At 48.8% G+C, this 14602-nt stretch carries 14 protein-coding genes and 3 pseudogenes; 5 read left to right on the top strand and 12 right to left on the bottom strand.

The features are described 5' to 3' along the window. The first annotated feature begins 41 nt into the window (after nucleotides 1–41). Nucleotides 42–1214 carry a BenE family transporter YdcO gene (gene ydcO, locus EAS44_RS13390; protein WP_001236234.1) on the top strand — a complete coding sequence of 391 codons (1173 nt, stop codon included), beginning with the start codon at nucleotides 42–44 and terminating at the stop codon, nucleotides 1212–1214. Between the two features lie 34 nt (nucleotides 1215–1248). On the opposite strand, the gene ydcL is transcribed toward ydcO, so the two are convergent. From ydcL to tehA, 3 genes are all read right to left on the bottom strand, one after another. After that, the gene (gene ydcL / locus EAS44_RS13395) at nucleotides 1249–1917 is read right to left on the bottom strand and encodes a DUF3313 domain-containing protein (protein ID WP_001261013.1); all 669 of its coding nucleotides are present in this window, start codon (nucleotides 1915–1917) and stop codon (nucleotides 1249–1251) included. 302 nt (nucleotides 1918–2219) lie between these two features. After that, nucleotides 2220–2813, bottom strand: a complete 594-nt coding sequence (tehB, locus tag EAS44_RS13400; RefSeq protein ID WP_000586720.1) for a tellurite resistance methyltransferase TehB — start codon at nucleotides 2811–2813, stop codon at nucleotides 2220–2222. After that, a complete protein-coding gene (gene tehA, locus EAS44_RS13405; protein WP_001350638.1) occupies nucleotides 2810–3802 on the bottom strand; it encodes a dicarboxylate transporter/tellurite-resistance protein TehA in 993 nt (330 codons plus the stop codon). Before tehA ends, tehB begins: the two co-directional genes overlap by 4 nt. A 123-nt stretch (nucleotides 3803–3925) precedes the next feature. On the opposite strand from tehA, the gene ydcK reads away from it, so the two are divergent. Then, complete coding sequence (ydcK, locus tag EAS44_RS13410; RefSeq protein WP_001234082.1) at nucleotides 3926–4906, top strand: YdcK family protein; 981 nt, start codon at nucleotides 3926–3928, stop codon at nucleotides 4904–4906. Here ydcK and rimL read toward each other — a convergent pair. The 4 genes from rimL to ydcJ all read right to left on the bottom strand — a co-directional run bounded on the left by rimL (nucleotide 4898) and on the right by ydcJ (nucleotide 9087). Next, on the bottom strand, nucleotides 4898–5437 hold the full coding sequence (gene rimL / locus EAS44_RS13415; RefSeq protein WP_001299372.1) for a 50S ribosomal protein L7/L12-serine acetyltransferase: 540 nt from the start codon (nucleotides 5435–5437) through the stop codon (nucleotides 4898–4900). The genes ydcK and rimL overlap by 9 nt on opposite strands. Nucleotides 5438–5499: 62 nt before the next feature. Next, nucleotides 5500–5724 (bottom strand): YdcH family protein, encoded by a 225-nt coding sequence (gene ydcH / locus EAS44_RS13420; protein WP_001296056.1) that lies wholly within the window; start codon nucleotides 5722–5724, stop codon nucleotides 5500–5502. Between the two features lie 139 nt (nucleotides 5725–5863). Further along, nucleotides 5864–7519, bottom strand: a complete 1656-nt coding sequence (gene opgD, locus EAS44_RS13425) for a glucan biosynthesis protein OpgD (RefSeq protein WP_000375944.1) — start codon at nucleotides 7517–7519, stop codon at nucleotides 5864–5866. A gap of 224 nt (nucleotides 7520–7743) precedes the next feature. Beyond that, the gene (gene ydcJ, locus EAS44_RS13430) at nucleotides 7744–9087 is read right to left on the bottom strand and encodes a VOC family protein (protein WP_000013804.1); all 1344 of its coding nucleotides are present in this window, start codon (nucleotides 9085–9087) and stop codon (nucleotides 7744–7746) included. A 216-nt stretch (nucleotides 9088–9303) separates the two neighbouring features. Between ydcJ and ydcI the strand changes: the two genes are divergently transcribed. Further along, the gene (gene ydcI / locus EAS44_RS13435) at nucleotides 9304–10227 is read left to right on the top strand and encodes a LysR substrate-binding domain-containing protein (RefSeq protein ID WP_000414563.1); all 924 of its coding nucleotides are present in this window, start codon (nucleotides 9304–9306) and stop codon (nucleotides 10225–10227) included. A 37-nt stretch (nucleotides 10228–10264) separates the two neighbouring features. On the opposite strand, the pseudogene EAS44_RS13440 reads toward ydcI, so the two are convergent. Next, nucleotides 10265–10708: pseudogene (locus EAS44_RS13440) on the bottom strand (methyl-accepting chemotaxis protein); the annotation flags it as partial. 10 nt (nucleotides 10709–10718) lie between these two features. On the opposite strand from EAS44_RS13440, the pseudogene EAS44_RS13445 reads away from it, so the two are divergent. Continuing rightward, nucleotides 10719–10820 (top strand): annotated as a pseudogene (locus tag EAS44_RS13445) (Hok/Gef family protein); the annotation flags it as partial. On the opposite strand, the pseudogene EAS44_RS25380 reads toward EAS44_RS13445, so the two are convergent. The 3 genes and pseudogenes from EAS44_RS25380 to cybB form a co-directional block, all read right to left on the bottom strand. After that, nucleotides 10798–10867 (bottom strand): annotated as a pseudogene (locus EAS44_RS25380) (hypothetical protein). The pseudogenes EAS44_RS13445 and EAS44_RS25380 overlap by 23 nt on opposite strands. Before the next feature lie 25 nt (nucleotides 10868–10892). Further along, nucleotides 10893–11066, bottom strand: a complete 174-nt coding sequence (locus tag EAS44_RS13450) for a hypothetical protein (RefSeq protein ID WP_000731859.1) — start codon at nucleotides 11064–11066, stop codon at nucleotides 10893–10895. Between the two features lie 244 nt (nucleotides 11067–11310). Continuing rightward, nucleotides 11311–11841, bottom strand: coding sequence for a cytochrome b561 (gene cybB, locus EAS44_RS13455; RefSeq protein WP_001350640.1), 531 nt, complete (start codon nucleotides 11839–11841; stop codon nucleotides 11311–11313). Between the two features lie 188 nt (nucleotides 11842–12029). Here cybB and gap point away from each other — a divergent pair, with 188 nt between their 5' ends. After that, a complete protein-coding gene (gene gap / locus EAS44_RS13460) occupies nucleotides 12030–13031 on the top strand; it encodes a type I glyceraldehyde-3-phosphate dehydrogenase (protein WP_000048694.1) in 1002 nt (333 codons plus the stop codon). Between the two features lie 41 nt (nucleotides 13032–13072). On the opposite strand, the gene aldA is transcribed toward gap, so the two are convergent. After that, nucleotides 13073–14512, bottom strand: coding sequence for an aldehyde dehydrogenase (gene aldA / locus EAS44_RS13465; RefSeq protein WP_000115979.1), 1440 nt, complete (start codon nucleotides 14510–14512; stop codon nucleotides 13073–13075). Nucleotides 14513–14602 lie beyond the last annotated feature (90 nt).

The raw sequence follows: 14602 nt of genomic DNA on the forward strand, positions 1-14602 counted from the left end.
AAATGCTACGGTACCTGTACGTTATAACGCACGAGGTGACTATGCGTCTGTTTTCTATTCCTCCACCCACGCTACTGGCGGGGTTTCTGGCGGTATTAATTGGCTACGCCAGTTCAGCGGCAATAATCTGGCAAGCAGCGATTGTCGCCGGAGCCACCACTGCACAAATCTCTGGCTGGATGACGGCGCTGGGGCTGGCAATGGGCGTCAGTACGCTGGCTCTGACATTATGGTATCGCGTACCTGTTCTCACCGCATGGTCAACGCCTGGCGCGGCTTTGTTGGTCACCGGATTGCAGGGACTAACACTTAACGAAACCATCGGCGTTTTTATTGTCACCAACGTGTTAATAGTCCTCTGCGGCATAACGGGACTCTTTGCTCGTCTGATGCGCATTATTCCGCACTCGCTTGCGGCGGCAATGCTTGCCGGGATTTTATTACGTTTTGGTTTACAGGCGTTTGCCAGTCTGGATGGTCAATTTACGTTGTGTGGCAGTATGTTGCTGGCATGGCTGGCAACCAGGGCCGTTGCGCCGCGCTATGCGGTAATTGCCGCGATGATTATTGGGATCGTGATCGTTATCGCGCAAGGTGACGTTGTCACAACTGATGTTGTCTTTAAACCCGTTCTCCCCACTTATATTCCCCCTGATTTTTCGTTTGCTCACAGTCTGAGCGTTGCACTCCCCCTTTTTCTGGTGACGATGGCATCGCAAAACGCACCGGGTATCGCAGCAATGAAAGCAGCCGGGTATTCGGCTCCTGTTTCGCCGTTGATTGTGTTTACTGGATTGCTGGCGCTTGTTTTTTCCCCTTTCGGCGTTTATTCCGTCGGTATTGCGGCAATCACCGCGGCTATTTGCCAAAGCCCGGAAGCGCATCCGGATAAAGATCAACGTTGGCTGGCCGCTGCCGTTGCCGGCATTTTTTATTTGATCGCAGGTCTGTTTGGTAGTGCCATTACCGGGATGATGGCTGCCCTGCCCGTAAGTTGGATCCAGATGCTGGCAGGTCTTGCGCTGTTGAGTACCATTGGCGGCAGTTTGTATCAGGCGCTGCATAATGAGCGTGAGCGCGACGCGGCGGTGGTGGCATTTCTGGTAACGGCAAGTGGATTGACGCTGTTCGGGATTGGTTCTGCGTTTTGGGGATTAATTGCCGGAGGCGTTTGTTACGTGGTGTTGAATTTAATCGCTGACAGAAACCGATAATAAAAAGCGCCATCTAACGATGGCGCGTCTGGAACTACTTTTTGTTAACGTCAAACATGGTGGCATCGGTCGCCATGTCATCAATAACTTGTTTAATATTTTCGAAAGCCATTGGCGTACTTTCGTTATTCAGGTCTTTACCTTCGCCCTGACGAACGACCTTGATAACCGGTTTATTAGTCGCTGCATCAATCAGCTCACCTTCAAAATACAAGCGAGTATCCATGGTACGGTGGCCTGTAGCCATTTGCGTCCCCGCAACCACTAATGCAACAGGAACCACTTCATAGAATTGCAGCCCTTCTTTACTGGTATCTACACCGGTAATGGCCCCACGGAAAATCAGACTACGCGGCCCAGCGGTGGTAACCAGTGGTTTACGCTGCGCTATCGCTTCTTTCATTTCGGTGTTGGTATAGTTCAAAATTTTATCCAGAACTTTCTGCCCTACCTGGGTAGAAGGTTTCGGTACCGGATAATAAGTGATTGGGTTCCAGACGATGCTGTCATATTTGCTTTGATCAAAACTCGGGTCTACCCAACGTAAAACAGGTTTACCTGTTGCCGAGGTTGTTTCTTTTAAATCAGAGTAATTGTTTAAAAAACCAGAATATTTATCTGGCTGGGTGATTTTAGAGGCACAACCAGACAGAGCCAACAAGCCGCATAAAGCTGCAACTTTCGCAAATGATGTGGTACGCATGAATAGTTTCCTGAGATGATTATATTACTTTCTAAGTTATAGCAAAAAGCGCCGCTTCGTGTTGTGGCAAAAAAAGTGTTGGTGAAAATAAATTTTTTAGCCCCTTTTCAGACGACATAGTCAATGCCGAAAAAGGGGCTAAGTCAATCATCAGTAGTTAAATTTCAGTAAGTTAAGCGGCTAAAAAACTTCGACTACTGTGATTAATTTCACATCCCTTCGATAAAAAATATGCTTACCGAAAAGAAGAACAGTAAACCATCTCAGCGTGGGGAATTTTCACGCGCTTTGTTCTTACCGGATCATTTTTTACGTGCCAGCATCGTGGCGAAACGCAGTTTAATACGATTACCGTTGGCGTCGGTGCGGTGCAGCTCGCCGACGTCTTCATTGTATTTCACCCTCTCCCAGCCTTCGTAATATCGACGTAATTCCCCCTCTTTGAAGGCAAACGGGAAGCCGACGGTACATGGATAATCAGCGGTATCCATCGCCGCCACAATCAGGTTGTAACCGCCAGGTTTAGTGCAACGTTGCATATTGGCAATCAGCCCTGGGATGGTTTTAGCCTCAAGGAACATCAGCACCACAGTAGAAAGAATAAAATCGTACTGTCCATCAAATGTGAGGTTATTCAGATCAACGACCCGGGTGTGTAAATTATCCAGATTTTCAATGGACTTAATGCGCTCGACGTTGGCGATACTCATGGCATTTTTATCCCATGCGTCAACATCATAACCATTGGCTGCCAGGTAAAGACTGTTACGACCATTGCCACAGCCCAGATCCAGCGTTTTACCCGGTTTAACCACTTTCACCGCTTCCAGCACTTCAGAGTGTGTGCGGGTTAATTCATATTTATCAGTAAAATAGTTTTCATCACGAATGATCATTCTTTGTCCTCTGCTTTCATTAAAACGGCGCGCTCGGTTCTGACTAACAATTTTCCCTGCATCAGAAGCGCAAAAGTACGGATGAGCAGTATTGCAATAATAAAATTGGTAAAGATAAACAGCGGCACCGCCAGCGTATGGAAAAATCCATTATCGCTGCCACTCCCCAGATGCAAACCGGTGGTTGCCAGTGCAGATACACCGAACGAGAAACTCCAGAATGAAGCATTAAATGGCTGGGAGAGATACCATGGCATCAGACGTAGCATAAACAGCAGTTGCAGCAGTCCATAACCGAAAAGCATTTTCGCCAGCGTGTCACCCTCGCCGCCGTTGACGCTCAGCCAGGCACTACAGGCCACCAGCGCAGGAGCGAGCTGAATGCCGAGTGATGTCCGCAGTGCCGTGGGTAATTCTCCCGAACTGCGCAGACGCTGCAAGATCACCGGTTCCAGGCTTAGCCATGAGAAAACGCCTGCGCCTAAAAACACCAGACCGGCGTCGGTGTAGCCCAACGCACCACAGGCCATTGCGCTGATAAAGTTGTTGGCAACTGTCGGCAGATACAGTCCAGGCGTGGTAGCTTCTTCAGGGTGAGATCCGCGCCATAATCCCGCAGTTTGCCATGCGGCATAAGCCAACTGAACCACGACACCAAAACTGAACAGGCACACCGCCAGTGGGCGAAACCACGGAACAAAACCAATCGCCACCAGCATCGTCGTTGCCGGAAACAAACTCACAAAACTGCTCAGCACTGGATGGCGCACTTCTGCCAGCACGCTATGCGGAAAGCGTATGAGTCGGGTAATAAATGCGCCAGTCAATAATCCCCAGATGATCATCGCCAGAATCACCAGCCCATCACCCAACCAGTGGCTGACCTGCCAAAGCTGGCTGGCATAGCGCCAGGCAAATCCCATCCCTATCGTCCCCAACACAATACCAAAGTAGCCTGCCGGCAAATTGAGCACTTTATCGCTCTGCATCTTCTTACTCATTTTGTTTAATTTATAAAGTATATTTGAAATGCATTTTATGGAATTTTCTCGAGCATAGCCAGAGCCGCAGAATTTGCTACGGTTATAGTAAGTCACCTGTGGGAAAACGCTATGCGTAAATATCGTCTAAGTGAAGAACAGCGAGCCTTTAGTTATCAGGAAGATGGCACTAAAAAAAGTGTGTTATTACGGCAAATTATCGCCATGAGCGATTTTAACGATGTGATAGCAGGAAGCGCTGGCGGCTGGATCGATCACGAAACGGTGTTAGCACAGGAAGGAAATTGCTGGATTTACGACCAGAATGCTATTGCGTTCGGCGGAACGGTGATTTCCGGGAATACGCGTATCACCGGCACCAGCGTGCTGTGGGGAGAGGTTTACGCAACGGATAATGTCTGGATCGATAATAGTGAAATCAGCCAGGGTGCATATATAAGTGACAGTGTCACCATTCGTGACTCATTAGTTTGTGGTCAATGTAGAATATTTGGTCACGCCTTAATTGATCAACATTCTATGATCGTCGCCGCACAAGGCTTAACGCCCGACCATCAACTCCTGCTACAAATTTATGATCGCGCAAAGGTTAGCGCCTCGCGTATTGTCCACCAGGCACAAATTTATGGCGATGCCGTCGTCCGGTATGCTTTTATTGAACATCGCGCCGAAGTTTTTGATTTTGCCAGTGTTGAAGGTAATGAAGAGAACAACGTCTGGCTATGCGATTGCGCTAAAGTCTACGGTCACGCGCAGGTGAAAGCTGGCATAGAAGAAGATGCCATTCCGACGATTCATTACAGTTCACAGGTGGCGGAATATGCCATTGTGGAAGGTAATTGTGTGTTAAAACATCATGTCTTGATTGGCGGAAATGCCGTGGTACGTGGCGGACCGATTCTGCTCGACGAGCACGTTGTCATACAAGGTGAGAGCCGTATTACAGGTGCGGTGATAATTGAAAACCATGTGGAGTTAACTGACCACGCCGTCGTTGAAGCCTTTGATGGCGACACGATTCATGTCCGTGGTCCAAAAGTCATTAACGGCGAGGAGCGCATTACGCGAACGCTGCTGGCAGGGTTATTGTGAATCGATAATACGCGCGTATAAGTTCACATCATCATAGGCATCATTCAGGAACTCAGCCTGTTTAAGGCAACCTTCAAGGATAAAACCATTGCGCAACGCTACCTGGTTGCTTTGCGGATTGTCCACCCGACATTTGATCACGAAGCGTCTAAGTTCACCAGACTGAGCGTAATGATGAATCAATGCCTGCAGCGCCTGAGAAATGATCCCCTGCCCCTGATGAGATTCGTCCAGCCAGTAGCCGATTTCAGCGGTTTTATTCAGTGGTTCAATACGATTAAAAGAGATAACGCCGATAAGTTCATCTTCTTTGAAAATCATGAACATTTTGGCATAGCCGCGTTGATGCAACATCACATTACCCTGCACCGTTTTTCGCGTGTCCTCTTCACTTTGAACAAACTGCGGCCAGTTTAGCGACTGCTGTAACCAGGTTTTATTTTTACAGATTAACTGATAAAGAGGTGTGACATGACTTTCCGCAACAGCATGTAATTCAAGTGATTCGCTTACTTTTATCGTTTCAGTCATCTTATCTCCAGTCAATCCATGCAGCTGTTAAAAAAGCCGCCTGGCTGGCGGCTTAGGAAAGTTTACACCTCTTTGACGCTCACCTGCTGCAGGATTTTGAGCATCTCATCTTTTAACTGTAGCTTTTGTTTTTTCATGCGGACCACTTCCGCATTGTACCCTCGACCGTCGGAACCTTCCTTTCTGGCAATTTCATGATCAAGTTTATTGTGTTTATCGAACAAGGACATAAAGCGAGGATTTTCGTTTTTCAGACGGGATATTAAATCTCGGTATTCTGGAAACATACGCACTCCCTGTTAGTGGCTGACAAGGTGTATCTGAAATACACACCATCAGATTACTCATTTAACTTAGGGAAAAATGCGAGCGGGATCGTGTTTAACCAGACGGCACCTCCCGAAGAAGATGCCGAAGAAAAAACGATTAACTCATCACGCGGTCATCAACATACTGACGTTTATCCGGCGCTGGCGGGAAATACTGATACAGCCATGTTTCACTGATAGCGTCGCCCTGACAACGCAGATACATCCGCATATCGACCGGATCAGTGGAGTCCGAAGTCGGATACCAGTCAAACTGAATACGATAACCATCAATGGGTTCAATATAGAGAATTTCGATTTGCTTCGCTTCCCCACTGGAAAGCGTAATCACCGGCTCAATGCCTTTTGGCGCGGCAGCTTTCAGATCACCACCAACGAAATCGACGGCAAAACGTCGCGCCCATTTTTCGGGATAGTGTTCACCTGGCGCCCAACCTTCCGGGAAACCGCCCATGCCGGTACGCGTCGCCATAACGCGCGCTAATGGGCAATGAACAGGCGGTTGCGCACTCCAGTACAGACGATACTGGAATGCAAACTCATCACCCGCTTTTACAGCTTTTTCTGGCTGCCAGAAGCAGACAATGTTATCCAGCGTTTCGCCCGTTGTTGGGATTTCCATCAGGCCGATGGTGCCCTTACCCCACTTGTTACGCGGTTCCACCCACAGACTTGGGCGTTTGTTATACCAGCCCATAATGTCCTGATAATGGGAGAAATCACGATCCAGTTGCAATAAACCAAACCCTTTCGGGTTGTTGTCGGTGTAAGCATTGAACTGCAATTTTTGCGGATTGTTCAGCGGACGGCAAATCCACTCGCCGTTGCCCCGCCACATGGACAGACGATCAGAGTCATGGATTTGCGGATGAATGGTGTCGCACATCCGACGTTCATTAGTACCGCAGCTGAACATACTGGTCATCGGCGCAATGCCCAGCTGTTTAATGTCTTTGCGCGCATACAGGTGATTTTCCACATCCATAATCACCTGATTTTTCTCACAATGGATAGTGAACTTATAGGCACCAGTAATGCTGGCGCTATCGAGCAACGCATAAACGGTAAAGGTGGTTGCCCCTGGTTTTACCGTATCAAACCAGAAGGCGGTAAAGTCGGGGAACTCTTCTTTGCTGTCGGTGTAAGTGTCGATCGCCAGGCCGCGGGCCGACAAACCGTATTGATATGTGTCATCAACGGCGCGGAAATAACTCGCGCCGAGGAATGATACTACATCACGGCGCGCCAGTTCGGGGGCTTTAAACACGCGAAAACCGGCAAAACCGAGATCGCTTTGCCCTTCTAATTGTTTGGTATCCACACCCGCATCGTTGTATTTGAACAACTCCGGGCGAAAGTGAATTTCACGCGCCAGATGTGTTGCTGGATCTACAGAAAACATACGAACGCGGCGACGGAATCCCATTCCCATATGGAAAAACTGAGCGTCCAGTTGACGGTTCTCAACGTTATGCCAGAGCGATTTTTCGGCGTCGTATTGAATACTGTTATAAGCCTGCGGCGTCATTGTCGCCAAAGTGTCAGGTAACGGACGTGGTGCACCACGCCATGCTGTTTGCGCTAAGTCGTGCGCCATTGACTGTAGAATGGAGAAGTCAAAACGCTGGGTTTGCCCGTCGGCAATATCAGAATCGGCCGCGAATGCCGCCTGAGAAAAAAGAGAAGCAATGCCGCTGGTACCGCACACGGCGGCCATAGCCATTGAACCTTTAATAAATCGTCTACGATCCATACCTGAAAGTGAGTCCTTCTGGTGTTGTGAATGGTCCCGCGCTGGTCATTTTCAGCGGCAAGAAAGTGCTTATTTATGACCGCTCACTCTAGACAATATTTATTAATAATCCAATTGTTGAAATCAGAGAATATGCATAAATTGGCATTTTTTTTATGTCGATGGGATGAGCCTGATTCGTTTGTAAAATCAGGCAAATTTTTGCAAAGGCGGATGGTCAGAATTTAAAGCAAACCACAGCGACGTTTACTGCGTTCTTCCGCTTCCTGATAAAGCTGGAACTCATCCAAAACCGGACACCCCAACGCCTGCTCAAATGCTTCGCGACTGGCATCACCGTGATTGCATGCCCGCGTTTCATTACCCAGATTTGACTGGAAGATCCCCGCCGCGCTAACGGGCAAGAAATCTTCATAGGTAATGGGTTGCGCCACTACCCAACCACGTTCTATTAAGGGCTGTGGATCGTCTCCGGGATGAATCACCTGACGATGCGCCTCACCCGAAGGCGTCAGACGGTACCGGAACCATCCCAGCCCTTGCTGACGCATTAAAAACTCACTGTCAGGAAAAGTGCGGAAGGTTTCCTGTAAATGCATTTGGTGAGTGAGATTATCCTGCCCGGTTCCAGCGTTCCGCAGAAGATCATCATACAGTTGTCGCCCTTTCGGCGTTAATGCCACACCACGCTGCTCAATTTCACCAAAGCGCGCGGTATGCGTGCCCTGTTTCTGCCCCGCAAACAACACCGTCTCTTCCAGTGCTTTAAAGCTGGTCTGGCGTAGTAAAATCGGCACCTCGCGGCGCGGCGGCCCTTCGATCAGAACTTTGGGTTCAATTCCGCATTCAGGCATCATCGACTGCACCCGGTCAATATCCAGCGTACGTGGCGTCAGATGGTTGATATGGCATCCAGGAAAACAGACCACATCAGCAATCAACCGATTTTCGTTGTGCAAGGCGCGATAGGTTTCTTCATCTACCGTTGCTGACTGGTGCCAGCGAAACGTTTCCAGGGCTTCCTGCACAAACTCCTGTGCCTGTGTTTCGTTAAAACCGCCCTGCTGCTCATATTCCTCTAACAGTTGTCGACAACGTGGGGTGAAGATATCGCGCTGACGCAGAATCTCCGCCGCTTTCTGGCGCAAAATTTCGTTCTCGATAAGCTCAAGACGGAGTAACGAGGTAAAAACGCGGAAGGGATTACGCGCCAGAGAAGCATCATCAATGGGCCGAAATGCTGTCGAATGTACCGGCACCCCTGCCTGCGAGAGATCGTAATAGCTCACCGGGTACATCCCCATAATGGCAAACATCCGCCGAAGAGTAGCAAGCTCTTGTGCAGTCCCAACGCGAATCGCCCCATGACGTTCAACATTCAGTCGCGCCAGCTCGTCTGCATTTACCATTTTTTCGTGCAGTTGAGGATTGTTTTCCAGCACCGCCAGATTTACATCAGCTACCAGTTCCAGCAGCGTGCCGTACTGCGGAACTTCTTGCTGGTACATGGCTGACATTGCCTGCGAAAACTGTTCCCGAATCTCATCCGCCGTGATGCTGTTCGCCATAGTGTCTGCCTCCAGTGGTCAGTAATCTGGAGTGTAGGTAACCGCATTCACTCCGGCTGGAAGAATTTACAAACTGTGATCTCGCCGCGAAAACATCAATATTATCCATTTTGCTGTAACATAGTTGCTTTAATTGTTAATAATATTTTGCAATCAAGTTATCATAATAAAACAACTTCACTTGTCAGCGACACCGCTTCGTTTTTAACATCGCTTATGGAAAAAAATAGTCTGTTTAGTCAGCGCATCCGTTTGCGCCACCTTCATACATTCGTAGCTGTCGCACAACAAGGAACTTTGGGGCGCGCGGCTGAAACCCTTAATTTGAGTCAACCTGCGCTCTCTAAGACATTGAATGAACTGGAGCAGCTGACGGGCGCTCGCTTGTTTGAGCGTGGTCGTCAGGGGGCGCAACTTACCTTACCCGGCGAACAATTTTTAACGCATGCAGTCAGAGTTCTTGACGCCATCAACACTGCCGGACAGTCGCTTCATCGTAAAGAAGGTCTTAATAATGATGTCGTCAGGGTTGGTGCGCTACCTACTGCGGCACTAGGGATATTACCTTCGGTTATAGGTCAGTTTCATCAGCAACAAAAAGAGACGACCTTGCAAGTTGCGACAATGAGTAACCCTATGATTCTGGCGGGTTTAAAAACCGGGGAAATCGATATCGGCATTGGTCGGATGTCAGATCCTGAACTGATGAACGGGCTTAATTATGAACTGCTGTTTCTTGAATCGCTGAAGCTGGTTGTCCGCCCCAATCACCCGCTACTTCAGGAGAACGTAACGCTAAGCCGGGTGCTGGAATGGCCGGTCGTTGTATCACCAGAAGGCACTGCGCCACGCCAGCATTCAGATGCATTAGTGCAGAGCCAGGGATGTAAAATTCCTTCGGGTTGTATCGAAACGCTGTCTGCTTCGCTATCTCGTCAACTTACGGTTGAATACGATTACGTGTGGTTTGTCCCTTCTGGCGCTGTAAAAGACGACCTGCGTCATGCCACGCTGGTGGCCCTGCCTGTTCCGGGTCATGGTGCAGGCGAACCGATTGGAATACTGACCCGCGTAGATGCGACGTTCTCTTCTGGTTGCCAGTTGATGATTAACGCTATTCGAAAATCAATGCCGTTCTGAAAGGTGAAGGGATCTGTCGATCCCTCCTTTAACATTTTCACACCGTAGCAAAACTAACTGGTTCACAAGCTCCGCGAGGTTCTGCCGACACAGAATGTTTGTTGAGACGGAATACGTCCACCGCCTCAGTTAGTCGTGCCGCCTGTTCTTCAAGGGACACCGCTGCCGTTGAGGCCTCTTCTACCAGAGAAGCATTCTGTTGCGTCACCTTATCCATTTCAGAAATCGCCTGGCTAACCTGCGTTATGCCTCGACTTTGTTCACCCGAGGCGGTGGCGATTTCCTGCATGATATGTGTGACACTCGCGACGGCATCAACAATAGTGCACATGATTTTCCCTGCCGTTGCCACCTCATCCGATCCCAGGTCAATTAATCTGACTGATTCACTGATCAAGCCTTCAATCTCTTTCGCCGCCTGGGCGCTGCGGCTTGCGAGTGTCCGTACTTCGCTGGCGACAACGGCAAATCCAGGGCCTTGCGAGAGTAACACGATTCTGACATTCACACTGACCCGACAATCGCTCTACGAACTGCGGTTCCGGGACGGTGATAAGGAAGTTGCTGCGCTCATGGCCTGCACGTCCAGGTAAGGGCAAGCGCGGGGATTTTCCCCCGCGCATCTGACTAGCGGATTCATTTTCTCATGGCACCCCTTTTACACTTCAGTTAGTGCATGTTTTTTTCGATGCACTAATAGAACCATCATTACAGACAAATTTGCCGCCTGCCGTACAGTGTGAGATCCCCCCTTTCGAACCAGAACAGGGTTTGCGCCCGGCATCGGCATAAAAGGAAACAAGCGTTCCCATAACCAGGATAAGTGCCAGTTTTTTCATATAACCTCCATGATTTATCGAATCTTATGTTCGATTTGAACGTTATACGCTGGTTTATTTTGATACCGTTGATGAGATCAAAGATCGGGTGAATTGATTAAAGATAAGCCAGATGGACGTATAGACAAGGATTATGGTTTTATTTGTCATACAAATAAATATAATAGGCGCTTCCGATGTAGGCCCGTATTCTTCGCCTGTACCACGGGTCGGTTTTAGTACAGGCGTTTTCTTTAAATATCCTTCAGGAACGTTTACGCGGCATCATGCGTAGAAGTGTGTTGTCCTTCCAGAAATAGTGGTGTGCCAGTGCAGCCGCAGCGTGCAACCCGATGACAAAATATCCCAGATTCGCCAGCGTTTCATGCCACGACTTTAAGCTATCAACCCGTTCGAAATTGGCCTCTGAAGCGTAAGGCATCGTCAAACCAAACGCAAACCACGGGTTGCCCCGGTTATACATCATCACCAAACCAATCACTGGCAGCGCAATAAACAGGAGATAAATCACCAAATGGCCCAAATGCGCCAGTCCCGTCATCATCGGTTTTGGCTTAGGTATAATCGGCGGGGTTGGGCATTTCAGCCTTAACAAAAGACGAACCACCATCAGTACGAGAATTGAGATGCCACAGGAAACATGAATCATGTTGATGAGGGGCCGATCGCTACGTGGGAAGAAACCACGAAACTCCATTGCGCAATACGCTACGATAACCAGCAAAAAGACCAGCCAGTGAATGCTGATTTGTAACCTTGAGTATTTATTTCCCATAACATTTCCTGCTTTAACATAATTTGCCGTTAACATAACGGGCTTTTCTTAAAATTTCATTAAATATTGTTCACCTGTTTTCAGTACGTTACGTTTCGCTGCAAGAATGTAGATTGCCCATCCCGCCATCCTGGTCTAAGCCTGGAAAGGATCAATTTTCATCCGAACGTTCCTGACAGGAGAAGACCATGAGTAAAGTTGGTATTAATGGTTTTGGTCGTATCGGTCGACTGGTGTTGCGTCGATTACTTGAAGTCAAAAGCAACATAGACGTTGTCGCTATTAATGATCTCACTTCCCCAAAAATTCTCGCCTACCTGCTGAAACATGATTCAAACTACGGACCGTTCCCCTGGAGCGTTGATTATACGGAAGATTCACTTATCGTTAATGGGAAAAGTATCGCGGTTTACGCCGAAAAAGAGGCTAAAAATATTCCGTGGAAAGCGAAAGGCGCAGAAATCATTGTCGAATGTACAGGCTTTTATACCTCCGCCGAGAAATCGCAGGCGCATCTTGATGCTGGCGCGAAGAAGGTGTTGATTTCCGCCCCTGCCGGTGAAATGAAAACCATCGTTTATAACGTCAATGACGACACTCTGGATGGCAACGACACCATTGTTTCCGTGGCGTCATGCACCACTAACTGCCTTGCGCCGATGGCCAAAGCCTTGCATGACAGTTTCGGGATAGAAGTCGGCACGATGACAACCATTCATGCCTATACCGGCACCCAGTCACTGGTGGATGGCCCACGTGGTAAAGATTTACGTGCTTCACGCGCAGCGGCAGAAAATATCATTCCCCACACTACGGGGGCGGCAAAAGCCATTGGTCTGGTGATCCCGGAACTGAGCGGCAAACTGAAAGGTCATGCGCAACGCGTGCCGGTGAAAACAGGTTCGGTCACTGAACTGGTGTCGATTCTCGGAAAGAAAGTGACTGCCGAAGAGGTGAACAACGCGCTTAAAAAGGCGACAAACAATAACGAGTCATTTGGTTATACTGATGAAGAAATAGTCTCTTCCGATATCATTGGCAGCCATTTCGGTTCGGTGTTTGATGCCACGCAAACGGAAATTACCGCCGTGGGCGATTTACAACTGGTGAAAACGGTCGCCTGGTACGATAACGAATATGGCTTCGTCACGCAGCTTATTCGCACCCTCGAAAAATTCGCTAAACTCTGACGCGCACAGGCGGAGGAAAAAACCTCCGCCTCTTTCACTCATTACGACTGTAAATAAACCACCTGGGTCTGCAGATATTCATGCAAGCCATGTTTACCATCTGCGCCGCCAATACCGGATTTACGCCATCCAGCGTGGAAGCCTTGCATAGCTTCGAAGTTTTCACGGTTGATGTAAGTTTCACCAAACTTCAGCCCTTTAATGGCTTTCATCGCGACGTTCAGATTTTGGGTATAGATTGATGAGGTCAGGCCGTAATCACTGTCATTAGCCATTGAGATAGCCTCTTCCAGCGTGTCAAATGCGACCACCGGCAGAACCGGGCCAAAGGTTTCCTCATGCATAATCGACATTTCCTGGCGAACATCCAGCAGCAATGTCGGCGGATAATAATATCCTTTCCCCTCTACCGCTTTGCCACCCAACGCCACTCTCGCCCCTTCTTCTACTGCGCGCGCCACTTTTTGCTCAACCCTTTCCAGCGCCGCGGCGTTAATCAACGGTCCCATCGCAATGTCGTTGCGTTCAGCGGGGTTACCAAATTGAACCGCCTGCATCGCTTCCCCCAGCCGATTGACGAACTGATCATAAATGCTTTTCTGTACATAAACACGTTCTGCACAGTTACACACTTGCCCACTATTAATGACGCGTGAATCAACGATGGCTTTGACTGCCAGTTCAAGATCGGCATCGTCCATTACGATAGCCGGTGCTTTACCCCCCAATTCCAGGCACACTTTGGTGATGTTTTTCGCCGCAGTCGCCATAATCTTTTCACCTGCAGAGACGCTGCCTGTCATACTGACCATTGCGACCTTTGGGTTACCCGCCAGTTCTTGCCCAACGGTTTCACCACGCCCGAGTACAAGGTTAAACACGCCGCGCGGAAGGCCTATTTCATCAACGATTTTGGCGAATGCAATCGCATTGTTTGGCGTAAATTCACTGGGTTTAATGACGATGGTATTACCGGTCAAAAGAGCGGGAGCCATTTTGCGGGCAATGAGGAAGAACGGAAAGTTCCACGGCAGAATGCCGGTAGTCACGCCAAGCGCACGTTTAAACAGAAGGATATTTTCTCCTGGACGATCGCTTTGAATAATCTCGCCCTCGTAACGCCGTGCCCACTCCGCCATATAATCGATATAGTCCGCAGTAAAAGCCACTTCGACTTCAGCCAACTGCTGGATCTTGCCCCCTTCTTCGACAATCAGCGCACTGATTTCACTGGCACGTTCCCGGATCCCGGCGGAGATTTTGCGCAACCAACTGGCGCGTTCAATAGCAGGCAACGCTTCCCATTCTGGTTGTGCACGTTCTGCTGCATCGATTGCCTTACGGGCATCCTCGGCCTGACCATCGGGAATGCGGGAAATGACAACCTCTGTAGCAGGGTTTACCACATCAATCCATGCGTCTCCACGCCAGGTAACAAACTGTCCATCGATATACATAGGATGTTGAACGGGTACTGACATGGGCGACTCCTGTGATTTGCATGTTTGTTTTTGGTAAATTTATTGTTAATTAACATCAATTATCAGAGAGACGGCATCGTGAAAGGACAA

The organism is Escherichia coli DSM 30083 = JCM 1649 = ATCC 11775 (assembly GCF_003697165.2).
Classification (GTDB): Bacteria; Pseudomonadota; Gammaproteobacteria; order Enterobacterales; family Enterobacteriaceae; genus Escherichia; species Escherichia coli.

Excerpts from the sequence above, each read along its gene's own strand:
- ydcO (WP_001236234.1), top strand. The coding sequence starts at position 42 with ATGCGTCTGTTTTCTATTCCTCCACCCACGCTACTGGCGGGGTTTCTG.
- ydcL (WP_001261013.1), bottom strand. The coding sequence starts at position 1,917 with ATGCGTACCACATCATTTGCGAAAGTTGCAGCTTTATGCGGCTTGTTG.
- tehB (WP_000586720.1), bottom strand. The coding sequence starts at position 2,813 with ATGATCATTCGTGATGAAAACTATTTTACTGATAAATATGAATTAACC.
- tehA (WP_001350638.1), bottom strand. The coding sequence starts at position 3,802 with ATGCAGAGCGATAAAGTGCTCAATTTGCCGGCAGGCTACTTTGGTATT.
- ydcK (WP_001234082.1), top strand. The coding sequence starts at position 3,926 with ATGCGTAAATATCGTCTAAGTGAAGAACAGCGAGCCTTTAGTTATCAG.
- rimL (WP_001299372.1), bottom strand. The coding sequence starts at position 5,437 with ATGACTGAAACGATAAAAGTAAGCGAATCACTTGAATTACATGCTGTT.
- ydcH (WP_001296056.1), bottom strand. The coding sequence starts at position 5,724 with ATGTTTCCAGAATACCGAGATTTAATATCCCGTCTGAAAAACGAAAAT.
- opgD (WP_000375944.1), bottom strand. The coding sequence starts at position 7,519 with ATGGATCGTAGACGATTTATTAAAGGTTCAATGGCTATGGCCGCCGTG.
- ydcJ (WP_000013804.1), bottom strand. The coding sequence starts at position 9,087 with ATGGCGAACAGCATCACGGCGGATGAGATTCGGGAACAGTTTTCGCAG.
- ydcI (WP_000414563.1), top strand. The coding sequence starts at position 9,304 with ATGGAAAAAAATAGTCTGTTTAGTCAGCGCATCCGTTTGCGCCACCTT.
- EAS44_RS13450 (WP_000731859.1), bottom strand. The coding sequence starts at position 11,066 with ATGAAAAAACTGGCACTTATCCTGGTTATGGGAACGCTTGTTTCCTTT.
- cybB (WP_001350640.1), bottom strand. The coding sequence starts at position 11,841 with ATGGGAAATAAATACTCAAGGTTACAAATCAGCATTCACTGGCTGGTC.
- gap (WP_000048694.1), top strand. The coding sequence starts at position 12,030 with ATGAGTAAAGTTGGTATTAATGGTTTTGGTCGTATCGGTCGACTGGTG.
- aldA (WP_000115979.1), bottom strand. The coding sequence starts at position 14,512 with ATGTCAGTACCCGTTCAACATCCTATGTATATCGATGGACAGTTTGTT.